This window comes from Pseudomonas sp. PAMC 25886 (assembly GCF_000242655.1).
Lineage (GTDB): Bacteria > Pseudomonadota > Gammaproteobacteria > Pseudomonadales > Pseudomonadaceae > Aquipseudomonas.
The window spans coordinates 14907-36725 of the sequence record NZ_AHHC01000047.1; the positions used below are offsets into that span (position 1 = coordinate 14907).

Consider the following 21819-nt stretch of genomic DNA (forward strand, 5'->3'; position numbering starts at 1 on the left):
GGCCGCCAGACTGGCGGCATCACTTCACGACAGTCAGGAGCCACCCCATGCAACACCGTCTCGACTACGCCCAGGCGGCGCCCGTCGGCTACAAAGCCCTTGGCTCGGTGCACAGCTATATCCACGGCTGCGGCCTGGAGAAGGAATTGATTGACCTGGTGTACCTGCGGGTCTCGCAACTCAACGGCTGCGCCTATTGCCTCGACTCCCATTCCCGCGACCTGCTCAAACAGGGCGTGAGCCTGGAAAAACTGATGCTGCTGGCCGCCTGGCGCGAAGCCTCGCCGCTGTTCACCGCCCGCGAATCCGCAGCCCTGGCCTGGGCCGAGTCAGTCACCCGGGTCGCGCAAACCGAGGTGCCGGACGCGGACTATGCCGAGGCCACCGCGGTCTTCAGTGCCAAGGAAATCGCCGACCTGACCCTGGCCATCGCCCTGATGAACGCCCTGAACCGCGTCGCCATCAGCTTTCGAAAAGTACCCGCAGCGGTGAAAGCCCACCTGGAGCACGGCCACCATGAATGATCACGTGGAGTTCGTGCACATTGAAACCGACGCCGACTGCCAGGCCTGCTTTGCCGTCATGCAGCAACTGCGGCCCATGCTCAGCGACCCGCAAGCCTTTACCCGGCAAATCCAGCGCCAGCGGGACAACGGCTACCGCCTGCTGGCCGCCCGGGAAAACGGCCAGGTGCTGGGCCTGGCCGGTTATCGCCTGACCGAAAACCTGCTGTATGGCCGCTTCATCTACGTCGATGACCTGGTGGTAGATGCTTCTCTGCAACGCCGGCGCCTGGGTGAACAACTGCTGGACCAGGTACGCCAGCAAACCCGCAGCCTGGGTTATCGCTACCTGGTGCTGGACACGGGCATGCACATGGCACTGGCCCAGCGCTTCTACTTTCGTCAGGGCCTGCTGCCGCGGGGAATGCACTTTTCCCAGGACCTCAGCCAATGAGCCGCGCCCTGCTGCTGAGCTTCAGCCCCCATGGCAAGGCCGCCCAGACCTTCCGCCTGGCTCGCGCCCTGCTCCGTGAACAGGCGCCAGAGGCCCAGGTGACCGAGCGTGACTACGGCGGCCAGGCACTGCCGCCGCTGACCCGGGAATACGCCAGCGCCCTGACCACGCCCGGCGGCCTCAGTGGCCCGGCAACGGCGCGCTCCGAACAGCTGATCGTCGAGCTGGAGGCCTGCGACCTGTTGATTATCTGCACCCCGGTGCACAACTTCACCCTGCCGGCGGCGCTCAAGTGCTGGATCGATCATGTGGTGCGTATCCACCGCAGCTTCACGGTCAGCCCGCAGTTTGAAAAAGTCGGCCTGCTCAAGGACCGGCGCACTTTTGTATTGGTGAGTTCCGGAAACTCACGGAAAAGCCGTGAGCCGGACTTCCTGAGCCCGTACCTGCAGGCGATCCTCGCAACCGTGGGTATTCACACCGTGCGCTTCGTCTATCTGGGCGCCATGGTCCGGGGCGAAGCGGCCGTCCAGCGCAGCCTGGCGCAGGCCCACGAACAGTTGTCCGGGGCGTTTGACCGGCAGACGGGAGGCCACGCGACAATCAGCGCTGGCGCGTAAAATTAATGGCGCTAGAATCAGCGCCATTTCCTCGCCCGCCTCCCTGACTTGAGCCACCCATGAGCTTTAATTTCGACACGATCCACTCCCGCCTCGGCACCGGCAGCACCAAGTGGAGTCGTTACCCGCAAGACGTTCTGCCGATGTGGATTGCCGACATGGACATCGCCGCGCCACCGGCTGTGCTTCAGGCGCTGCACGAGCGCCTTGGCCAGCAAATCCTCGGCTACAGCGTGGCCTGCGATGGCGTGCGCGAGGCGATCGTCGCCGACCTATGGGCCAAGTACGCCTGGCGCGTGCAGCCGGATGAGCTGCTGTTCCTGCCGGGGGTCGAGCCGGGTTTCAACATGGCGCTGCATGCGTTTGTGCAGCCCGGCCAACCGGTGGTGCTGCAAACCCCCAACTATCGCCCGATCCGCCTGGCGCCGGGCCACTGGAACCTGCCAAAAATCGAAGTGCCGTTTGAACTGAGCGCCGAGGGCGAGTACCTCACGCCGTTGCCGGCCATGCGTGAAGCCCTCACCGGCGCCGGTGCGCTGCTGTTGAGCAACCCGCACAACCCGATGGGCAAGGTTTTCCCTCGCGAAGAACTGCTGGCCGTGGCCACCGCCTGCCTCGACCAGGACGCGCTGATCGTCTCCGATGAAATCCACGCCGAGCTGTGCTTTGACGGCCGCCGGCACATTCCCACCGCCAGCCTCAGCCCCGAGATCGCCCAGCGCACCATCACGCTGATGTCGGCGAGCAAGGCGTATAACGTCGCCGGGCTGAAGACCTGCTTTGCGGTGATCCAGAACCTGGAAATTCGCGAACGCTTCAACCACGCCCGTTGCGGCATGGTCGACAGCGTCAGCCCCCTGGGCCTGGAAGCCACGCGCGCAGCCTATAGCGACTGCGGCGACTGGCTGGAAGCGCTGGTGGCCTACCTGCAAGCCAACCGCGACTACCTGCTGAACGCCGTGCAAACCCGCCTGCCCGGCGTGGTGATGCATGCGCCCCAAGGCACCTATCTGGCCTGGCTGGATTGCAGCGCCCTGGGCCTGGACGACCCGCAACAATTCTTCCTCGAACAGGCCAGGGTCGGCTTGAGCGCCGGGATTGAATTCGGCGATGACAGCCAGCAGTTCGTGCGCCTGAACTTCGGCTGCCCACGGGCGATGCTGGAAGAAGGCATTGCCCGTATGGAACGCAGCCTGCGTCACCGTTAAGGCGCAATTCACAACTTTTCGCAACGACCACCGAACCCCTGCTGTTACTGTTTTTGCCGATTCGTCCCACCGGTAACAGCAGGAGTTCCATGGCATGACGACCCAGCCGCTCAACCGCTCGACCGACCCCAAGGCCCTTCCCCTCACACCGCCCAAGTCCGGCGCGGCGTTCCATGTGCTGCTCAAGAACAGCGCCAACAACAAGAAGGTCGAGGCCGGCGACAAAACCGCGCAAGGGCTCGCTGCCAGCAAGGAACAAGGCTACGAACTGGCCGCCAAGGACGCCGCACCGCCCACCACGCTTGGCGACTACAAGGCCATCGGCCCGGCGGACGAAGTCGGCCCCGGCCTGATTCGTTATGAAACCCAGGACGGCAAGAAAGTCATCGTCAGCGAAAAAGACAGCCCCGAGCTGTTCAAGCAAGTCAGCGCCGACTTCAAGGCACTCTCCGGCGTCAACGCCAGCGAAGCCGCCGGCTACCAGCGCCTGGGCGGCGACGCCACGGCCCCGGAAAAGCTCGGCGACTACAAATCCCTAGGCCCACCGGACGAAACCGGCCCGGGTGTGATCCGCTACGAAACCCAGGACGGCAACAAGTTCGTCATCAGCCAGCGCGACAACCCCGAAGCGTTCCAGAAAGCCAAGGAAGCCTATGAAAGCTTCACCGGCCTGGCCAGCAGCGAAGACGCCGGCTACAAGCGTGCCAGCGACAACGAAGTGTGGCCACCCTACGCCGGCACCACCGTCGGCCCCGAGGATGAAGTCGGCCCGGGCCTGATCCGCTTCGAAAGCAACGGCCAGAAAATGGTCGTGGCCCGGGACGACAACCCCAAGCTGTTCGATTACCTGGCGGGCCTGCACGAGGTCTACACCCACCCGGACAAAAAGGCCGCCGTGGAGTCCGCACTCAACGACGGCTCCACCCTGGCGGACGCCAACACCCAACCGCCGGAACTGAATGACTACAAGGGCTTCGGCTGGATCGAAGGCCAGCAAGGCAATGTACTGACTTATGAAACCCACGACGGCACCAAAGTCGTGGTGTCGGCCGACGTCAGCCCGGAACTGTTCAAGAGCGTGGCCACCGCCCAGGACACCTGGAGCAAGATCCACTCCAGTGAAGACGCCGGCTACAAGCTGGCGGGGCCGAATGATTTCCTGAAAAACACCGAGATCACTTTCGGCTCCCCCGATGAACTGGGTGACGGCCTGATCCGCTATGAAACCAGTGAAGGCAAGGTCATCGTCTCCAAGGAACTCAGCCCGCAGCTTTACGACGAAGTGGTCGCCAAGTGGGAAGCCTGGAGCGCCGGCACCGTCGACGAAACCCGCGCCAAGTACAACCTGCCGAGCAACGACGAACTGGACGTGCTCAACCTCGACACCGGTGTGCACGCCGACAAGGACGACGATAAATCGCCGACCCAAAGCGTCAGCGAACTGGCCACCACCGAACTGATCGACACCTACCGTGCCGGGGTCAAGGACGGCTCGATTCCCAAGGACGACCCGCGGGCCAAACTGGTCCGGGCCCTGGAAGCCCAGGCGGCCTACCAGAACGGCCACGGCATCACCGGCTACGAAGAATCCAAGCGCCCGTTCAACACCACCTGGCGCGAGTTCGATGACAAGCAGACCGAACTCACTTCAGCCGACATGCACGACATCATCGACGGCAAGGCGGTGCAGGAGCAGATCGGCGAACTGTTCAAAGACCCGACCGTGCAGGCCGACTACAAGACCAAGATGGACGACGCCATCAGTCACCTGCCCAACAAGGACGAGATCAAGCAGAAGCTCCTCGACCTGACCAACAACCCCGACTACGTGCTCTACCTCAAGGACCTGCAAAAACAGGGCAAGAGCCACGAAGCCCAACAGGACCTGAGCAACACCCTCACCTCGCTGTCGCTGTTCGACCCGGAAGCCGCCACCAAGGCCGCGCAGAATATCCAGGCCGACGGCCTCACCACCGACCTCAACGAGATCCTGTCGGACCCGAGCAAGATCTCCGACGAGAACAAGGAACTGGCCACCAAGGACCTGTTCGGCCTGCTCAAGGGCGTGCTCAAGGGCAACCTGCTGGACTTGCCGCGACGCAGCCAGGAAGTGCTGGAGAAATTCCTCAACGAAGGCCTGGAGGGCAAGGAGAAATCCTCGGCCGTGACCAAGGCCCTGGAAGAACTCGGCGATGTCTACAAGAACAGCGGCACCATCAGCGAAGCCGACGTGAAAACCGCCCTGAGCAAACCCTATATCCCGGTGGCGGATCGCGGCATGCTCGGCGAGGTGTTCAACACCCTCAACAGCAAAGGCATCCTCGGTTCCATGGGCGCCGGCGTCAGCCTGTTCTCGGGGATTTACCAACTGGTGGGCAAAGGCGGCAAGCTCGGCGAAACCCCGGCCCAGCGCATGACCATCGCCAAGGACTTCCTGAGTTTTGCCGGCGGCGCGAGCCACTTCGTCAAGCTCGGCGACAAGATCGGCGAAGCGCTGGGCAAGGGTGGCCTGGTGGATTTCCTCGGCCTGGACAAGACCCTGCCGGAAATCTGGGGCAAGGAAGGTGCGGCCGGCAAAGTCATCGACTTCAGCAAGCCCACCGAGATCGACTCAAAGGTCAGCAAGGAAATTGCCGCGGCCCTGGACGCGGTTCCCGACAGCCAGTACGACGGCGTCGCCAAACTGTTTGGCGAAGGCGATAAAGCCGTGACCGAAGCCACCGAAGGCCTGGCCACCCACCTGGATGACGGCCTGAAGGCTGCCGGTGCGGCCAAGCTGGGCGCTTCCCAATCGGCGAAGATCGCAGGTTCGGTGATCAAGGTGCTGGGCCCGGCCACGGATATCGCCGGTGGTTTTGCCGATATCGTACTCGGCGCCCTGGCGATCAAAAGTGGCGTGGACAGCAAAGACCCGTTGGCTCAGGCGGCGGGTGGGTTGCAGGTGGCGGGCGGTGCGTTCGGTGCATCGGCCGGCGTATTGGGTGCGGCGGCGCTGTTTGGCGCAGGCACGGCGGCAGCGCTGACCGGCCCTTTGTTCCTGGTGGGCGTGGTGTTGGCGGTGGTGGGCGGGATCATCGGCTACTTCGTCGACCACAACAAAAAACAGAAGGCCACCGAGAAGGAAAACGACTGGTACCGCGACCTGGCGGGCGACGGTTTATTGCAGGACAACTGGGCGGACAAGGTCGAATACGCCCACTACGAAATCCACCACTACCACGGCCGCGACACGCCGACCGACGACAGCCTGTTCCGCTTCCAGCAATCGGAGTGGGAACACTTTGACGCGACACCGCAAAGCGGCGGCTCGTCGAGCAACCGGCTGGATGGGGATTTGCACAAGGACTACAAGGACCCGAGTGAAAAGCCCAAGGAACTGCCGGATGCCTCGGGTGAGAAGCCCGGGTCACGTCCGTCTGGAGGCGGCCCTCGACTCAACTAAATCTACACAAATCAGTGTGGGAGCTGGCAAGCCAGCTCCCACATTTGGATTGGGTTCACAACTGGATTGCAGTCACAGCTTGGCGATAGACACTTCGGTCGATTTCACGAAGGCAATCACTTCACTGCCCACCTTCAATTCCAGGTCGCGCACCGAGCGCGTGGTAATCACCGACGTCACGATCCCCGACGCGGTTTGCACGTCGATCTCGGACACCACTTCGCCGATCAGGATTTCCTTGATCACGCCTTTGAACTGGTTGCGCACGTTGATCGCTTTAATGGTCATGTCGGCTTTCCTTTGGTCTGTTGGGTCAATCCGCACGAATGCGCAGGCACTCAAAGTGCCCTATTCGTGAAAACAACAAAAGGAATAAATAACTCTTTATTTATTCCTTAAAAACATATGCAAGCTGTTGCGCAGCCAACAGTGATTCAACAAAGTGCCCTCTCCCATCACAACGCCCCTGCCCCCAACCCCAATAGAAACGGCCCCGCGCCTACTGGCACAGAGACTGCATATTCCTATAACGCATGATGGAACATGCCATATGAATTTTCTGAATATAAGAAAAGCCTTCTCTTTCCCGCCTTGCCCGGAGCTGTTCCATGAAACCCTTCGCCAAAACCCTTCTGGGCGCCTGCGCCCTCGCCCTCAGCCTGCAACCTCTGGCCCATGCCGCGGAAACCGACCCTGCGCAAGTCAACCTGGACTATGCCTATTACTCGCCGGTGAGCCTGGTGCTCAAGCACTTCGGCTGGCTCGAAGAAGCACTGCCAAAAACCAAGGTCGGCTGGGTGCTGAGCCAGGGCAGCAACCGTTCCCTGGAATACCTCAACAGCGGCGGTGTCGATTTCGCTTCGTCCGCCAGCCTGTCGGCGGTGTTGAGCCGGGCCAACGGCAGCCCGATCAAGTCGGTGTATGTGTACAGCCGCGCCGAGTGGACCGCACTGGTGGTGCGCAAAGATTCAACCTTCAAGAGCGTGAGCGACCTCAAGGGCAAGAAAATCGCCGCCACCAAAGGCACCGACCCGTACCTGTTCACCCTGCGCAGCCTGCAGAAAGCCGGCTTGGCCAAGGACGACGTAGAATTGGTGCACCTGCAACATCCAGACGGCCGTACCGCCCTGGAGAAAGGTGATGTCGACGCCTGGGCCGGTCTTGACCCGCACATGGCCGCCAGTGAAATCCAGGCCGGTTCGCGCCTGCTGTACCGCAACAAGGACTTCAACAGCTACGGCGTGGTCAGCGTCACCGAGACGTACGCCAAGGAGCATCCGCAGACCATCGCCAAAGTGCTCGGCGCCTATGAAAAAGCCCGCAACTGGGCGGTCCAGCACCCGGATGAATTTGCCAAGCTGCTGGCGGACGAATCCGGCCTGCCGCTGGAAGTGGCCAAGCTGCAACTGTCCCGCACCGACCTGAGCAGCCCGTTGCTCACCGCTCAGGACGTGGTGTCCTCCAAGGCTGCTGCGCCGATCCTGGTATCGGAAGAACTGGTACGCCGTGGGGTGAATGTGGATCAGGTGATCGACCAGTTGATCGACCCAAGCTTCGGCCAGGCCTTGCCTCGTCCATAAGGGGAGCGTCATGAGCAGCAAAAGCGAAGCCCTGCCGGTCCCACGGACACCCACGATCACTGTCCAGCGCAGCGCCTGGCCACGCCGGCTCAAGGGCCTGGCGTTGCCGGTGTTGATCCTGGTGATCCTTGAAGTGGTGGTGCGTATCGGCTGGCTGCCGTCCTACCAGATGCCGGCCCCCAGCGAGATCGCGGTGACCCTCACCGACCTCGCCGAAGGCGCGTTATGGAAACACATCAGCGCCAGCCTGTTGCGGGTACTGCTGGGGTTCGCCATCGGCGCCAGCCTGGCCCTGGTGTTTGCCGCCTGGGTCGGCTTGAGCCGCGAGGCCGAGGCGTACCTGGAACCGACCTTCGCCGGCCTGCGCTCTATCCCGAGCCTGGCGTGGGTGCCGCTGTTGCTGCTGTGGCTGGGCATTGATGAGACCTCGAAGATCGTGCTGATTGCCATCGGCGCGTTCTTCCCGGTGTACCTCAATGGCGTCGCGGCGATTCGCGACATCGACCGCAAGCTGGTGGAAGTCGGGCAGATGTATGGCTTCAGCCGTACGCGCCTGGTGCGCCGCATCCTGTTGCCCGCCGCCCTGCCCGGCTTGTTCACCGGTTTGCGCAGCGGTTTGAGCCTGGCCTGGATGTTCCTGGTGGCGGCCGAATTGATCGCCGCGACCAAGGGCCTGGGTTACCTGCTCAGCGATGGCCGGGAAACCTCACGGCCCGACATTGTGCTGGCGGCGATCATTGTGTTGGCCCTGTTGGGCAAGATCAGCGACGGCCTGCTGGCCGCCCTGGAGAAACGCTGCCTGGCCTGGCGCGACACCTTCAACGGCCAAGGCCCGGAGAATTGAGCATGAGCGAAGCGCTACTGGACATTCGTGTCGAGCGTAAAAACTTCGGCGCTACCACGGTGCTGACCAACGTCCACCTGGCCCTGCAACCGCGTGAAGCGGTGAGTTTGCTGGGGCCCAGCGGCTGCGGCAAAAGCACCTTGCTGCGGATCGTTGCCGGGCTGGAAAAGGACTACCAGGGTGAGCTGTCGCAGGGCGGTGGCGAGGTCGCATTTGTGTTCCAGGAGCCGCGCCTGATGCCCTGGCTGACGGTGGAGCAAAACATCGGCTTCAGCGATGACAACGGCTATGACAAAGCCTGGGTCGCGCAGTTGATTGACGAGGTGGGGCTTACCGGTTTTGGCCAGGCACTGCCCAAGGCGTTGTCGGGCGGCATGGCGCAACGGGTGGCGATTGCTCGCGGGCTGTATTCGCGGCCGCAGGTGTTGCTGCTGGACGAGCCGTTCAGCGCGGTGGATGCGTTTACCCGCATGAAGCTGCAGGACTTGCTGCTGCAATTGGCTGAGCATCACGGGATCGCCCTGTTGCTGGTGACCCACGATGTGGACGAGGCGCTGTACCTGAGTGACCGGGTACTGGTGATGGATAACCGGCCCAGCAGTATTCGCCAGGAACTGGCGGTGGAGCTGGAGCATCCGCGGGACCGGCGGGATCCGCTGTTGGCGCGCCTCAAGGCACTGGCGTTGACCGAGTTGCAGCGGGCGCATGTGATCTGAAACGCACGTGTTGGGGGGGTAAGTCAGGCTGGGGTGTATATCCGTTATTTGGGTGATGGCTGATATGGGTTCCGCTCTTACAGCGGGTCACTTTTGAAAGGAGCCCAAAAGTAACCAAAAGGCTCTTGCCCCACCACTCGGCACCTCGCTCAGGCTCGGTGTGCCCTCTCTCCGGTACTACTCCGCGGGCCGCCGCGACGGGGCGTCCCTGCCCCGTCGCGGCTAAACCGGCGTCCTGCCGGTTTACCCGCTCCGTACCCTGCGTTCGGCCAGCGTGGTTTAACGGGGCGCCTAAGATCAAGATCAAAAGCAGATCAAGAACACAGCGGCCTACAGGCCGGCTTGAGTGGTGTGAAGCAAAGGCAAGATCAAAATCTAAAGCCAGAGCGGGCACGGTCAAAAATGTGGGAGCTGGCTTGCCTGCGATGGCCTCGCCTCAGTGCATCTGAAAAACCGAGTTGTCTGCATCGCAGGCAAGCCAGCTCCCACAGAAAAGCAGAGCTGCAGCAGTTTCAGATTTGGTTTTCGCTTTGGCTTTTGCTGTGGCTTTTGCTCTGGCTTCTACCACTCAAGCCGGCCCGTAGGCCGCTGTGCTCTTGCTTTTGATCTTGATCTGGCTCTGACTGCCCCAATAAGCCCGAGGCCGAACGCAGGTGGTGCGGAGCGGGTAAACCGGCAGGACGCCGGTTTAGCCGCGCTGGGCCAAGGATGGCCCATCGCGGCGGCCCGCGGAGCATCGCCGGAGTGAGGGAACACCGAGCCTAGGCGAGGTGCCGACAGGCGGGGCAGAGCCTTTTGCTTACTTTGGGGCTTTTCCAAAGTGAGTCGCTGTAAGAGCGAAACCCTAAGCCGCCGTTACCTAAATAACGGATATGTCATCAGACAGCCGTTTTACGCGCCGTCAGCGTCACCCAATACCGCGTACGCGACTGCACCTCCAGCGGCATCGTCGACGCCAGCAACGCAAGAATGCGATCAGTATCGGCCAACTGAAAACTCCCGGTCACCCGCAGCGCTTCAAGGCTCGAGTCCCAACGCATCACCCCCGGCCGATACCGCTCCAACTCCCGCAAAAAATCGCCCAGCAGCTGGTTCTGCGCGGTCAACACCCCCTCGCGCCAACCCAGTTGCAACGCATCAAACGCTACAGCTGCGCCCATACCGGACGCCTGCAAACGCGCCTGTTGCCCACCTTGCAACGTCGCCACTTGCCCCCGCAGGTCCTGCACCTGCACCGCGCCCTTCAAGACCGACACCAGGCACCCGGAAGACAGCTGCCGCACACACACCTCAGCCTGGCTGACAATCACCTGGCCATAACGCGTCTGCACCGTCAGCGCACCAGCCCCCGGCACCGTCAACGCCATCTCGCCTTCCACCAGCGTCACACGGCGCCGGGCCACGTCCACATCCACCGCACTCGCGGTGTTCAGTTGCAGGCTGCTGCCATCCGCCAGCGACACCCGCTTGCGTTCGCCAGTGGCGGTATGCAAATCGGCGCGCCATGCATCGATCGGCAATTGCCGGCTGAGCAACCACGCAGCCGGCACCAGCGCGGCCACGCCCAACGCACGCTTGAGCACCGCGCGCCGTCCCGGTTGCGGGCGATCAAGGCTGGCCATGGCCAATGCCGGTGGCAACTCGGTAAAACGCTGGCGCAACAGTTGGGCTTTTTGCCAGATTTGTTCGTGCTGGGGATGGCTGTCGCGCCACTGCTGCAGGCTGGCGTGATCACGCTCGGTGGCACTGCCAGACTCCAGCAACGCCAGCCACTGCGCCGCCGCACGGGCGAGATCCGGCGCGCTGCGGCTCACAGGTCCACCAGCAGGCAATGCTCATAGGCCTGGGCCATGTAGCGCTTGACCGTACGCTCGGAGACCTTGAGCCGCTCGGCTATCTCCCGGTAGCCCAGGCCTTCCAGTTGGCTCCACAGAAACGCACGACGCACCACCGGTGGCAAACCGTCGAGCAGTTCATCCAGGGCTTGCAGGGTTTCCAGCAGCAACCAGCGCTGCTCCGGGGACGGCACGCAGTCTTGCGGCAAGTGCGTCAACGCGTTGAGATACGCCTGCTCCAGGCTGCGCCGCTGGTGAAAGTTGACCAGCAAGCGCTTGCCCACGGTCACCAGGTAAGCCCGGGGCTCCTGCAATTGTGCAATCGGCTGGGCGCTGGCCAGCACCCGCAGGAACGTGTCCTGGCTCAGGTCGGCCGCATCCCAGGCATTGCCCAGGCGCCGCCGCAGCCAGCTTTCCAGCCAGCTGCGGTGGTCACGGTACAAGGTGTGAAGACTCGCTTCAGCCAGGTGCGTCGGCAATACAGCATCATTCATGGCAAGTAACCTGCGCGGCGCGAGTTAATCTCAAATGAGATTCATTCTATTTAATATCCCGCCGGCATACCACGTTCTTTTACACGCAGCGTTTAAAGCATCGCGGCCTTCTGTCGGAGCATGTCGATAAACAGCCCCAGCTCGCGGCTCACCGGGTCGCCCTTGCGCAACAGCATCCCGAACGGCGCCAGCTGCACCTCCAGCACCACCGGCAAGGCCACCACCAGGCCCATTTTCAGGTAATCCCGCAGGGCGCTTTCCGACAGCACCATGATTGCGTCGGTGAGTTGAATCAGTTGTTGCATGGAATACACCGAACTGCACTCGATGATGTCCGCCGGCTGCGGCAAGGCCAGGTGTTGCAGCGCTTCATCAAACCCGATACGCGCCGGGCTGGTTTGCGGTTGCAGGATCCACGGCCAGTCGCTGACCAGCTCCGCCAACGGCAAGTGTTCGCGCTGCGCCAGGGGATGGCCGGCGTGCACCACCACCAGCATGCGTTCATTACCCAGGGGCTCGAAACTGTAATGCTCGCTGTCGGTGGCGGCATTGCGCCGGGCGATGGCCAGGTCGATGCGGCCCTGTTCCAGCAACTGGATCACCTGGTCGCTGGTGTCGCCCATGATGCGAATGCGCATCTGCGGGTTGAGCGACTTGATCTGCGCGATCGAGTCCATCACCAGGTCCGGCGCCGCGCCCATGATCGTGCCGATCGACAAATACCCATAGCCGCCCTGCTGGCGCACCCTCAATTCCTCGGCGCAGCGATCGAGGCCGCTGAGGGCGGATTCGGCAAAGCGAATCAGCTCCTTGCCCAGCGCCGTGGGGCGCATGCCCCGGGGCAGGCGCTCGAACAGGTCACAGGCGAACATGTCCTCGATCTCCCGCAACATGCGCGTCGCCGCCGGTTGCGACATGTTCAGGCTCTGGGATGCGCGGTGCAGGTTCTGGCTGGAACTCAAGGCCACCAGCATATGCAGATGCTTGTAACGCAGGCGGTTGAACAGGCTGCGGGAGATCGCGGGACTACTCATTGTTTTCCTTGTTATCGATACCCTGAGGTTATCAGTTGTAAGCGAGATTCGATTTGTAGCGCATAGATCGAGCGCCGTACAGTCCTTCCCATAAGAACAAAACAACCGGACTGACCCATGAAGACCCTGCCTGCGTCTCTGCTCGCCAAGATTTCCTGGCGGCTGCTGCCCTTCCTGCTGTTGATGTACATCATGGCCTTCCTCGACCGCGCCAACGTCGGGTTCGCCAAGCAAGCCTTCCAGGCCGACACCGGCCTCAGTGATGCCGCCTTCGCCTTTGGTGCCGGGGTGTTTTTTGTCGGCTATGCGCTGCTGGAAGTGCCGAGCAACCTGATCATGCATCGCGTCGGTGCCCGCCTGTGGATGTGCCGGATCATGGTCAGTTGGGGCCTGGTGTCCGCCGCCATGATGTTTGCCCATAACGAAACCAGCTTCTACGTGTTGCGCTTCCTGCTGGGCGTGGCCGAAGCCGGGTTTTTCCCCGGTGTCATTCTCTACCTCACCTATTGGTTCCCGTCTGCGGTACGCGGCAAGGCCATGGGGTTCTTCTACTTTGGCGCGCCCCTGGCCTTCATCTTCGGCAGCCCGCTGTCGGGCCTGCTGCTGGAGCTGGACGGGTTCTCCGGGCTGCACGGCTGGCAATGGCTGTTCGCCGTGGAAGGCCTGATGGCCACGGCGGTCGGCATCTGGGCCTATTGGTACCTGGACAACCGCCCCGCCGATGCCAAATGGCTGACCGTGGCAGAGCAGCGCCAGATCCAGGACCTGCTGGACCGCGAAGACCAACACAAAACCACCCACGGGCGCAGCCTGCTGAATGTGCTGTGCCAGCCCAGCGTGCTGTACCTGTGCCTGGTGTACCTGCTGATCCAGGCCAGCGTCTACGGCGTGGTGTTCTACTTGCCCACTCAGGTCAGCGGCCTTTTGGGCACCAGGGTCGGCTTGATGGTGGGCCTGGTCTCGGCCATTCCGTGGGTGTGCGCGCTGTTCGCCGCCTGGTGGATTCCCGGCTATTCCGACCGCACCGGCGAGCGCCGCAAAACCGCGTCCCTGACCCTGTTGATGGCCGCCGCCGGGATTGCCTGCTCCGTGACCTTCGCCAACCCGCTGCTGGGCATGCTCGCCCTGTGTTTCGCCGCCTCGGGATTTATCGCTGTGCAACCGGTGTTCTGGACTTTCCCCTCCAGCTACCTGGCGGGCAGCGCCGCGGCCGCCGGCATCGCGTTGATCAACTCCTTCGGCGCCCTCGGCGGGTTTATCGCCCCGGTGCTGAAGAACTGGGCAGAAACCGCCTTCCACTCCCCTGCGGCCGGCCTCTACCTGCTGTCCGCCACCACCGTGCTCGCCGCCTTGCTGGTACTCGGTATCCATTCGCCAGGCCAAAAAGCGACGAACACGCCGGCCACTGTTTAATCAAGGAGTCACACCATGGGCAACATCACTATCAAGCACGTACGCGCCTTTGTGCTGCGCGGCGGCGGCGCGGACTACCATGACCAGGCAGACGGCCACTGGATCGACGATCACATCAGCACCCCCATGAGCAAATACCCCGAATACCGCCAGAGCCGCCGCAGTTTCGGGATCAACGTACTCGGCACGCTCGTGGTGGAAATCGAGGCCAGCGACGGCACGGTCGGGTTTGCCGTGACCACCGGTGGCGAGCCCGCCGCCTACATCGTCGAGAAGCACCTGGCGCGCTTCCTGGAAGGCGCCCGTGTCACCGATATCGAGAAAATCTGGGACCAGATGTACCAGTCCACCCTGTACTACGGGCGCAAGGGGCTGGTGATCAACACGATCTCCGGTGTGGACCTGGCGCTGTGGGACCTGCTCGGCAAGATCCGCCAGGAGCCGGTGCACCAGTTGCTCGGCGGCGCGGTGCGGGACGAGTTGCAGTTCTACGCCACCGGCGCCCGCCCGGACCTGGCGCAGAAGATGGGCTTTATCGGCGGCAAGATGCCCCTGCACCACAGCCCGTCGGAGGGCGAAGAAGGCCTGCGCAAAAACCTCGAGGAGCTGGCGACCATGCGCGAACGGGTCGGCCCGGACTTCTGGCTGATGCTCGATTGCTGGATGAGCCTGGACCTGAACTACGCCACCAGACTGGCAACCGGCGCCCACGAATTTGGCTTGAAGTGGATCGAGGAAGCGCTGTCGCCCGACGACTACTGGGGCTATGCCGCCCTGCGCAACAACGTGCCCAAGGGCATGCTGGTCACCACCGGCGAACATGAAGCCACCCGCTGGGGCTTTCGCATGCTGCTGGAGATGGGCTGCTGCGACATTATCCAGCCGGATGTGGGCTGGTGCGGCGGCTTGACCGAGCTGGTAAAAATCTCCGCCCTGGCCGACGCCCACAACGCGTTGGTGGTGCCCCACGGCTCGTCGGTCTACAGCTACCACTTTGTCGCCACCCGCCATAACAGCCCGTTCGCCGAGTTCCTGATGATGGCGCCCAAGGCCGATGAAGTGGTGCCGATGTTCCACCCGCAATTGCTCGGCGAGCCAGTGCCGGTGAAGGGCCGCATGCGCCTGTCGGTGCTCGACAAGCCCGGGTTTGGCGTGGACCTCAACCCCGATTGCCAACTGCACCGTCCGTATAACCGCTGAGGACTCCTGCCATGAACATGCCCCACAACGCTTTCAAGGCCGCGCTGCGTAAAGACGCCGCGCAATACGGGATCTGGGCCGGTTTCGCCACGGCCTATGCCGCCGAAATCGTCGCCAGCACCGGTTATGACTGGATGCTGATTGACGGCGAACACGCCCCCAACACCGTGCCCAGCGTGCTCAACCAGCTCCAGGCCGTGGCGTCCTATGGCACCGCGCCGGTGGTTCGCGCGGTGAGCAGCGACGCCAACCTGATCAAGCAACTGCTGGATGTGGGCGCCCAGACGCTGATGATCCCGATGGTGGAAACCGCCGAACAGGCCCAGGCCCTGGTGCGTGCAATGCGTTATCCGCCCCACGGCATTCGTGGTGTCGGCGGCGGCTTGACCCGCGCTACCCGCTGGGACGGCGTGGCCGACTACCTCAACACCGCCCATGAACAGCTGTGCCTGATTGTGCAGGTGGAGTCGCGTCTCGGGGTGGAAAACGTCGCGGCGATTGCGGCGGTGGACGGTGTGGACGCGGTATTTATCGGCCCGGCCGACCTGTCCATCGGCCTCGGTCACGCCGGCAACCCCGGGCATCCCGAAGTGCAGGAACGTATCCGGCACGCGGTCGACGCCACGCTGGCGGCCGGCAAGGCTTGCGGCATCCTCGCCCCCAACGAAGACGACGCCCGCCGTTACCAAGCCTGGGGCTGCCAGTTCATCGCAGTGGCCATCGACATCAGCCTGTTGCGCCAGAGCGCCATGGCCGCACTGGCCCGCTACCGCCCCGTCGCCGACGCCCAGGCGCCGTCACGCACTTACTGAGGAGCTGCCCATGTCATCCGTACCGGTCTACCAGAATTTCATCAACGGCCGTTTTACCCCCAGCGATGCCCACCTGGAGGTGTTGAACCCGGCTACCGGCGCCCTGCTGTCGAAGGTCCCGGCGTCCACCGGTGAAGACGTCGACCAGGCCCTGGCCGCTGCCCGTCATGCGCAAAAAGACTGGGCCCGCAAACCCGCGATCGAACGCGCCTGGCACTTGCGCCGCATTGCCGCCAAGCTGCGGGAAAACGTCGCCCACCTGGCACGCACCATCACCCTGGAGCAAGGCAAGGTCACGGGCCTGGCGGAAGTCGAAGTCAACTTCACCGCCGACTACCTCGACTACATGGCCGAGTGGGCGCGACGCATCGAAGGCGAGATCATCACCAGCGACCGGCCCAACGAAAACATCTTTCTGTTCCGCAAGCCGCTGGGCGTGGTGGCCGGCATCCTGCCGTGGAATTTCCCGTTCTTCCTGATCGCCCGCAAGATGGCCCCGGCGTTGCTGACCGGCAACACCATCGTGATCAAGCCCAGCGAGGAGACGCCCAACAACTGCTTTGAGTTCGCCAGACTGGTGGCCGAAACCGATCTGCCAGCCGGGGTCTTCAACGTGGTCTGCGGCGATGGCCGCGTCGGTGGCGCCCTCACCGCCCACAAGGGCGTGGACATGATCAGCTTCACCGGCAGCGTCGCCACCGGCTCGCGGATCATGGCCGCCGCCGCGCCGAACATCACCAAGCTCAACCTGGAGCTGGGCGGCAAGGCCCCCGCCATTGTCCTCGCCGATGCCGACCTGGACCTCGCGGTAAACGCCATTCGCGCCTCAAGGATCATCAACAGCGGCCAGGTGTGCAACTGCGCCGAGCGGGTGTACGTGGAGCGCAAGGTGGCCGACCAGTTTATCGAGCGCATCAGCGCCGCGATGGCTGCCACTCGCTATGGCGATCCCATCGCCCAGGCCGATGTGGAGATGGGCCCGCTGATCAACCGCCAGGGCCTGGACAGCGTCAATCGCAAGGTGCGCACCGCGCTGGGCCAGGGTGCATCGCTGGTCACCGGTGGGCAGATTGCCGACCTGGGCCAGGGCTTTCACTTCCAGCCCACGGTATTGGCCGGTTGCCGCGCCGACATGGAAATCATGCGCGAGGAGATCTTCGGGCCGGTACTGCCGATCCAGATTGTCGACGACCTGGATGAGGCCATCGCCCTGGCCAACGACTGTGACTATGGCCTGACGTCGTCGATCTACACCCGCGACCTGGGCAAGGCGATGCAGGCGGTGCGCGACTTGTCGTTCGGCGAAACCTACGTCAACCGCGAGAATTTCGAAGCCATGCAAGGCTTCCATGCCGGTGTGCGTAAATCCGGAATCGGCGGCGCCGATGGCAAGCACGGCCTGTATGAGTACACCCATACCCACGCGGTGTACCTGCAGGGCTGAGGTGGTGCAACGGGCCCTGGCGCGGTAGCGTGCGGGCCCTTCCCGATCAATTCTTCCGACAAGGATTGCGCAATGCCTCTTACCCCTTACAACGGCCCGATCATCGACAGCCACTTGCACCTGTTCGACCCGCGCCGCCCCCAGGGCATTCCCTGGCCCGAACCCGGTAACGCGCTGTATGCCGCGCATTTGCCGGCGGATTATTGGGCGCTGGCGGGCGACCATAACGTGATCGGTGCGATTGCCGTGGAAGCCAGCCCGTGGCGCGACGACAACCGCTGGCTCCTGGAAACCTTGCGCAGCGATCCACGCCTGCTGGGTTTCGTCGGCAACCTCGACCCGCTGCACAGCGACTTTGCAGCAGACCTTGAAGCCCTGGCCCATGAACCGCTGTTCCTCGGCCTGCGCTACGGCAACCTGTGGGACCGCGATCTGCTCGACGACCAGACGCGCCCCGGCTTTATCGACGGCCTGCGCCGCCTCGCCGAATACGGGCGCAGCCTGGACAGCGCCAACCCGAACCCACGCCTGATCAAAGGGCTGCTGCACGTGAGCGATGCCTTGCCCGAGCTGCGCATCATTGTCGATCACCTGCCCAACGCCAGCGTGCCGGCCGGTGAAGCATCGGCGTACCACGCCGACCTGATGCGCCTCGCCGAGCGGCCCAATGTGTTTGCCAAACTGGCGGAAATCCCCCAGGTCGGCCCGCAGGGCCTGATCCTTGACCCGGCCTTCTATAACGACCGCCTGGCGGTGCTGTGGGAAGCCTTCGGCGAAGACCGTTGCTTCTTTGGCAGCGACTGGCCCAACAGCGATCACCTGGCCAATTTCGCCACCACCCTGGGCCTGGTGAAAGCCTGCCTGGCGGGCAAACCCGAGGACGTACAGGGCAAGTTTTTCCTGCACAACGCGGTGCGGATCTACAGCCCCACGCCACCCCACGGAGGCCAGTCATGCAGACCCGAGCCTTTCGCATGAACCTCAACCCCGGGCAGCACGCCGAGTACCGTCGACGCCATGACGCGATCTGGCCGGAACTGGCCCAGGCCCTGCGCGATGCCGGCGTGGTGGACTACCGGATCTACCTCGACGAAGCCAGCAACGCCTTGTTCGCCGTGATGACCCACGAAGACCAGCACCGCCTCGACACCTTGCCTGGCACCGCGCTGATGCAGCGTTGGTGGCAGTCCATGCAAGACATCATGCCCAGCCACCCGGACGCCTCGCCCGTCAGCGTGGATTTGATCCCGATGTTCAGCCTCACCCCAGGCTGAATCAGCGCGGTACCACAACAATAAAAAAGGATTCGACTACGTGGAAATCATTCTCTTCGGTGTGATCCTGCACTTCATCGGCGGCTTCGCCTCCGGCAGCTTCTACATCCCCTACAAAAAAGTCCGCGGCTGGGCCTGGGAAAGCTACTGGATCACCGGCGGCCTGGTGTCATGGCTGATCGTGCCGCTGATTGCCGCGCAACTGACCGTGCCCGGCTGGGCCGACATCCTGCGCCAGGCCGACACCAGCACCCTGCTCTGGACGTACCTGTTCGGCGTGCTCTGGGGCATTGGCGGGCTGACGTTCGGCCTGACCATGCGCTACCTCGGGTTGTCCCTGGGCATGTCGCTGGTACTGGGCCTGACCTCGGCCCTCGGCGCCTTGATGCCGGCGCTGTACCGCGACCTCTTCACCGACTCCACCGAAGGCACCCTGACCTCAATGCTCGCCTCCCAGGGCGGGCATTGGGTGCTGTGGGGCGTGGCGGTATCGCTGGTGGGCATCGCCGTGTGCGGCAAGGCCGGGCTGATCAAGGAACGGGAAGTGCCGGAAGCGGTGAAATTCGCCAGCATCAGCGAGTTCTCGGTGGCCAAGGGCATGCTGGTAGCGGTGATATCCGGGGTGCTGAGCGCGTGCTTCAGCTACGGTATTTCAGCCGGGCGCCCACTGGCTGCCGCGGCTGTCGAGCACGGCGCCAACAGCCTGTTCCAGAACAACGTGACCTTCATGGTGATCATGTGGGGTGGCCTGACCACCAACGGCCTCTGGTGCCTGTGGTTGAACTGGCGCAACCGCACGTTCCACAACTACACCGACCGCAGCACCCCGCTGTTAAGCAATTACCTGCTGGTGGCGTGCGCCGGAACCCTGTGGTTCCTGCAGTTTTTCTTCTACGGCATGGGCGAAAGCCGCCTGCAGAACGACGCCAGTTCGTGGGTGCTGCACATGTCGTTCATCATCATCGTGTCCAACGGCTGGGGGCTGTATTTCCGCGAATGGCAAGGCACCAGCGCTACCAATAAAAGCGTATTGGTGGCCGGTATCGCGGTGATTCTCGGCGCTATCGCCATGGTCGGTTACGGCAACTATCTCGGCTGAGGCCGTTTGTTTTCGAGGAGTTCATTTATGTTACTTGCAGATAAAACCGTGATTATTACTGGCGCTTCCCGGGGTATCGGACGCGCTGCTGCCCGTGAGTGCGCGCGCCAGGGGGCTCGTGTGGTGATTGGTCATAGTGGCAGTGGCCAGGGGACTGAGGCGGCGTTTTCGTTGATCGAGGAAATCAAGGGGTTTGGTGGGCAGGCGGTGGAAGTGGGCGGTGATGCGGCGGATCCGGACACGGGTGACAAGCTGGTGGAGGGTGCGCTCAAGGCATTCGGCAGTGTGGATGTGTTCGTCAACAATGCCGGGATTTGCCCGTTTCATTCCTTCCTCGACATGCCGCGCGAGGTGTACCTCAAGACGGTCAACACCAACCTCAACGGCGCCTACTTCGCCGTGCAGGCGGCGGCCAACCAGATGAAAAACCAGGGCAAGGGCGGCGCGATCATCGCCGTCAGCTCCATCAGCGCGCTGGTGGGTGGCGGGATGCAAACGCATTACACGCCGACCAAGGCCGGGCTGCACTCGTTGATGCAGTCCTGTGCGATTGCGTTGGGGCCGTATGGCATTCGCTGTAATTCGGTGTTGCCGGGGACGATTGCTACCGACATCAACAAGGAGGATTTGGCGGATGAGGAGAAGTTGGCGTACATGACGTCGCGTACGCCGCTGGGGCGGTTGGGCGAGCCCGACGACGTTGCTGGCCCCATTGTGTTTCTTGCTTCGGATATGGCGCGGTATGTGACCGGGGCTTCGCTGTTGGTAGACGGGGGGTTGTTTGTCAACTTGCAGTAGCTTTTTTTGGGGGGCATATCCGTTTTTTGGGTGATGGCTGGTATTGGTTCCGCTCTTACAGCGGGTCACTTTTGAAAGGAGCCCAAAAGTAACCAAAAGGCTCTTGCCCCACCACTCGGCACCTCGCCTAGGCTCGGTGTGCCCTCACTCCGGCATTACTCCGCGGGCCGCCGCGACGGGGCGTCCCTGCCCCGTCGCGGCTAAACCGGCGTCCTGCCGGTTTACCCGCTCCGTACTACCTGCGTTCGGCCAGCGTGGTTTAACGGGGCGCCTAAGATCAAGATCAAAAGCAGATCAACAGCACAGCGGCCTACAGGCCGGCTTGAGTGGTGTGAAGCAAAGGCAAAATCAAAATCTAAAGCAGGCACGGTCAAATGTGGGAGCTGGCTTGCCTGCGATAGCATCGCCTCGGTGTACCTGAGAGACCAAGTTGTCTGCATCGCAGGCAAGCCAGCTCCCACAGAAAAGCAGAGCTGCATCCGTTTCAGATTTGGTTTTCGCTTTCGCTCTGGCTTCTGATCTGGCTTCTACCACTCAAGCCGGCCTGTAGGCCGCTGTGCTCTTGCTTTTGATCTTGATCTGGCTCTGACTGCCCCAATAAGCCCGAGGCCGAACGCAGGGATTGAGGAGCGGGTAAACCGGCAGGACGCCGGTTTAGCCGCGACGGGGCAGGGACGCCCCGTCGCGGCGGCCCGCGGAGCAATGCCGGAGTGAGGGAACGCCGAGCCTTAGCGAGGTGCCGACAGGCGGGGCAGAGCCCTTTGGTTACTTTGGGGCTTTTCCAAGTTGACCCGCTGTAAGAGCGGAACCATAAGCAGCCGTTACTCAACCAACGGATATACACCCGATCAATGCGCAATACACACCGACTTCAACTCGGTATAAGCCTCAATCACCGCCCGCCCAAACTCCCTCCCCATCCCCGACTGCTTCACCCCGCCAAACGGCATCGCCGGGTCCAGCAGCACATGCGCATCCACCCAAACCGTCCCCGCCTCGATCCGCGGCACCAGGTTCATCGCCTTACCCAGATCATTGGTCCAAAGGCT

At 62.8% G+C, this 21819-nt stretch carries 21 protein-coding genes; 16 read left to right on the forward strand and 5 right to left on the reverse strand.

Annotation, left to right across the window (positions count from 1 at the left end):
* Positions 1-47 precede the first annotated feature (47 nt).
* From MUM_RS0115185 to MUM_RS0115205, 5 genes are all read left to right on the forward strand, one after another.
* Positions 48-524 (forward strand): carboxymuconolactone decarboxylase family protein, encoded by a 477-nt coding sequence (locus MUM_RS0115185; protein WP_010171203.1) that lies wholly within the window; start codon positions 48-50, stop codon positions 522-524.
* A complete protein-coding gene (locus tag MUM_RS0115190) occupies positions 517-957 on the forward strand; it encodes a GNAT family N-acetyltransferase (protein WP_010171206.1) in 441 nt (146 codons plus the stop codon). The genes MUM_RS0115185 and MUM_RS0115190 overlap by 8 nt, the downstream gene beginning before the upstream one ends.
* Positions 954-1577 carry an FMN-dependent NADH-azoreductase gene (locus MUM_RS0115195; protein WP_010171208.1) on the forward strand — a complete coding sequence of 208 codons (624 nt, stop codon included), beginning with the start codon at positions 954-956 and terminating at the stop codon, positions 1575-1577. The genes MUM_RS0115190 and MUM_RS0115195 overlap by 4 nt, the downstream gene beginning before the upstream one ends.
* 59 nt (positions 1578-1636) lie before the next feature.
* Positions 1637-2785, forward strand: a complete 1149-nt coding sequence (locus MUM_RS0115200) for a MalY/PatB family protein (protein ID WP_010171210.1) — start codon at positions 1637-1639, stop codon at positions 2783-2785.
* A 94-nt stretch (positions 2786-2879) separates the two neighbouring features.
* Positions 2880-6227 carry a hypothetical protein gene (locus MUM_RS0115205; RefSeq protein WP_010171211.1) on the forward strand — a complete coding sequence of 1116 codons (3348 nt, stop codon included), beginning with the start codon at positions 2880-2882 and terminating at the stop codon, positions 6225-6227.
* Positions 6228-6299: 72 nt separating this feature from the next.
* Here MUM_RS0115205 and MUM_RS0115210 read toward each other — a convergent pair whose 3' ends face one another.
* On the reverse strand, positions 6300-6515 hold the full coding sequence (locus MUM_RS0115210) for a TOBE domain-containing protein (RefSeq protein ID WP_003217010.1): 216 nt from the start codon (positions 6513-6515) through the stop codon (positions 6300-6302).
* A 320-nt stretch (positions 6516-6835) separates the two neighbouring features.
* Here MUM_RS0115210 and MUM_RS0115215 point away from each other — a divergent pair, with 320 nt between their 5' ends.
* The 3 genes from MUM_RS0115215 to MUM_RS0115225 are packed head-to-tail and all read left to right on the forward strand — an operon-like array spanning position 6836 to position 9367.
* Complete coding sequence (locus tag MUM_RS0115215) at positions 6836-7807, forward strand: aliphatic sulfonate ABC transporter substrate-binding protein (protein WP_010171214.1); 972 nt, start codon at positions 6836-6838, stop codon at positions 7805-7807.
* A gap of 10 nt (positions 7808-7817) precedes the next feature.
* Entirely contained in the window at positions 7818-8651 is an 834-nt protein-coding gene (locus tag MUM_RS0115220) for an ABC transporter permease (RefSeq protein ID WP_010171216.1), read from the forward strand.
* 2 nt (positions 8652-8653) lie between these two features.
* Positions 8654-9367: an ABC transporter ATP-binding protein gene (locus tag MUM_RS0115225; protein ID WP_010171218.1), complete on the forward strand. Its 714-nt coding sequence runs from the start codon at positions 8654-8656 to the stop codon at positions 9365-9367.
* Between the two features lie 878 nt (positions 9368-10245).
* Here the strand turns inward: MUM_RS0115225 and MUM_RS0115230 are convergent.
* The 3 genes from MUM_RS0115230 to MUM_RS0115240 all read right to left on the reverse strand — a co-directional run bounded on the left by MUM_RS0115230 (position 10246) and on the right by MUM_RS0115240 (position 12730).
* Positions 10246-11181: a FecR domain-containing protein gene (locus MUM_RS0115230; RefSeq protein WP_010171220.1), complete on the reverse strand. Its 936-nt coding sequence runs from the start codon at positions 11179-11181 to the stop codon at positions 10246-10248.
* Positions 11178-11696, reverse strand: coding sequence for a sigma-70 family RNA polymerase sigma factor (locus MUM_RS0115235; RefSeq protein ID WP_010171222.1), 519 nt, complete (start codon positions 11694-11696; stop codon positions 11178-11180). The genes MUM_RS0115230 and MUM_RS0115235 overlap by 4 nt, the downstream gene beginning before the upstream one ends.
* Before the next feature lie 92 nt (positions 11697-11788).
* Complete coding sequence (locus MUM_RS0115240; protein WP_010171225.1) at positions 11789-12730, reverse strand: LysR family transcriptional regulator; 942 nt, start codon at positions 12728-12730, stop codon at positions 11789-11791.
* Between the two features lie 117 nt (positions 12731-12847).
* On the opposite strand from MUM_RS0115240, the gene MUM_RS0115245 reads away from it, so the two are divergent.
* From MUM_RS0115245 to MUM_RS0115280, 8 genes are all read left to right on the forward strand, one after another.
* Positions 12848-14143 carry an MFS transporter gene (locus tag MUM_RS0115245; protein WP_010171228.1) on the forward strand — a complete coding sequence of 432 codons (1296 nt, stop codon included), beginning with the start codon at positions 12848-12850 and terminating at the stop codon, positions 14141-14143.
* Between the two features lie 15 nt (positions 14144-14158).
* A complete protein-coding gene (gene rhmD / locus MUM_RS0115250; protein WP_010171230.1) occupies positions 14159-15343 on the forward strand; it encodes an L-rhamnonate dehydratase in 1185 nt (394 codons plus the stop codon).
* An 11-nt stretch (positions 15344-15354) separates the two neighbouring features.
* The gene (locus tag MUM_RS0115255; RefSeq protein WP_010171231.1) at positions 15355-16155 is read left to right on the forward strand and encodes an HpcH/HpaI aldolase family protein; all 801 of its coding nucleotides are present in this window, start codon (positions 15355-15357) and stop codon (positions 16153-16155) included.
* A gap of 10 nt (positions 16156-16165) precedes the next feature.
* Positions 16166-17599 carry an aldehyde dehydrogenase gene (aldA, locus tag MUM_RS0115260; RefSeq protein WP_010171233.1) on the forward strand — a complete coding sequence of 478 codons (1434 nt, stop codon included), beginning with the start codon at positions 16166-16168 and terminating at the stop codon, positions 17597-17599.
* Between the two features lie 72 nt (positions 17600-17671).
* Positions 17672-18577, forward strand: a complete 906-nt coding sequence (locus tag MUM_RS0115265; protein ID WP_010171236.1) for an amidohydrolase family protein — start codon at positions 17672-17674, stop codon at positions 18575-18577.
* Positions 18553-18873: an L-rhamnose mutarotase gene (gene rhaM, locus MUM_RS0115270; protein WP_010171238.1), complete on the forward strand. Its 321-nt coding sequence runs from the start codon at positions 18553-18555 to the stop codon at positions 18871-18873. The genes MUM_RS0115265 and rhaM overlap by 25 nt, the downstream gene beginning before the upstream one ends.
* A gap of 40 nt (positions 18874-18913) precedes the next feature.
* Entirely contained in the window at positions 18914-19972 is a 1059-nt protein-coding gene (gene rhaT / locus MUM_RS0115275; protein ID WP_010171240.1) for an L-rhamnose/proton symporter RhaT, read from the forward strand.
* A gap of 27 nt (positions 19973-19999) precedes the next feature.
* The gene (locus tag MUM_RS0115280) at positions 20000-20770 is read left to right on the forward strand and encodes an SDR family NAD(P)-dependent oxidoreductase (protein WP_029615921.1); all 771 of its coding nucleotides are present in this window, start codon (positions 20000-20002) and stop codon (positions 20768-20770) included.
* Between the two features lie 848 nt (positions 20771-21618).
* Here the strand turns inward: MUM_RS0115280 and MUM_RS1000000133275 are convergent.
* Positions 21619-21819, reverse strand: a 201-nt coding sequence (locus tag MUM_RS1000000133275) for an aldehyde dehydrogenase family protein (RefSeq protein WP_010171243.1), incomplete at its 5' end; no start/stop codon positions are given.

Coding starts and splice junctions, on each gene's coding strand:
- rhaM (WP_010171238.1), top strand. CDS start 18,553: ATGCAGACCCGAGCCTTTCGCATGAACCTCAACCCCGGGCAGCACGCC.
- MUM_RS0115255 (WP_010171231.1), top strand. CDS start 15,355: ATGAACATGCCCCACAACGCTTTCAAGGCCGCGCTGCGTAAAGACGCC.
- MUM_RS0115190 (WP_010171206.1), top strand. CDS start 517: ATGAATGATCACGTGGAGTTCGTGCACATTGAAACCGACGCCGACTGC.
- rhmD (WP_010171230.1), top strand. CDS start 14,159: ATGGGCAACATCACTATCAAGCACGTACGCGCCTTTGTGCTGCGCGGC.
- MUM_RS0115225 (WP_010171218.1), top strand. CDS start 8,654: ATGAGCGAAGCGCTACTGGACATTCGTGTCGAGCGTAAAAACTTCGGC.
- MUM_RS0115185 (WP_010171203.1), top strand. CDS start 48: ATGCAACACCGTCTCGACTACGCCCAGGCGGCGCCCGTCGGCTACAAA.
- MUM_RS0115280 (WP_029615921.1), top strand. CDS start 20,000: ATGTTACTTGCAGATAAAACCGTGATTATTACTGGCGCTTCCCGGGGT.
- MUM_RS0115265 (WP_010171236.1), top strand. CDS start 17,672: ATGCCTCTTACCCCTTACAACGGCCCGATCATCGACAGCCACTTGCAC.
- MUM_RS0115235 (WP_010171222.1), bottom strand. CDS start 11,696: ATGAATGATGCTGTATTGCCGACGCACCTGGCTGAAGCGAGTCTTCAC.
- MUM_RS0115195 (WP_010171208.1), top strand. CDS start 954: ATGAGCCGCGCCCTGCTGCTGAGCTTCAGCCCCCATGGCAAGGCCGCC.
- MUM_RS0115245 (WP_010171228.1), top strand. CDS start 12,848: ATGAAGACCCTGCCTGCGTCTCTGCTCGCCAAGATTTCCTGGCGGCTG.
- MUM_RS0115240 (WP_010171225.1), bottom strand. CDS start 12,730: ATGAGTAGTCCCGCGATCTCCCGCAGCCTGTTCAACCGCCTGCGTTAC.
- MUM_RS0115210 (WP_003217010.1), bottom strand. CDS start 6,515: ATGACCATTAAAGCGATCAACGTGCGCAACCAGTTCAAAGGCGTGATC.
- MUM_RS0115200 (WP_010171210.1), top strand. CDS start 1,637: ATGAGCTTTAATTTCGACACGATCCACTCCCGCCTCGGCACCGGCAGC.
- MUM_RS0115205 (WP_010171211.1), top strand. CDS start 2,880: ATGACGACCCAGCCGCTCAACCGCTCGACCGACCCCAAGGCCCTTCCC.
- MUM_RS0115215 (WP_010171214.1), top strand. CDS start 6,836: ATGAAACCCTTCGCCAAAACCCTTCTGGGCGCCTGCGCCCTCGCCCTC.
- aldA (WP_010171233.1), top strand. CDS start 16,166: ATGTCATCCGTACCGGTCTACCAGAATTTCATCAACGGCCGTTTTACC.
- MUM_RS0115220 (WP_010171216.1), top strand. CDS start 7,818: ATGAGCAGCAAAAGCGAAGCCCTGCCGGTCCCACGGACACCCACGATC.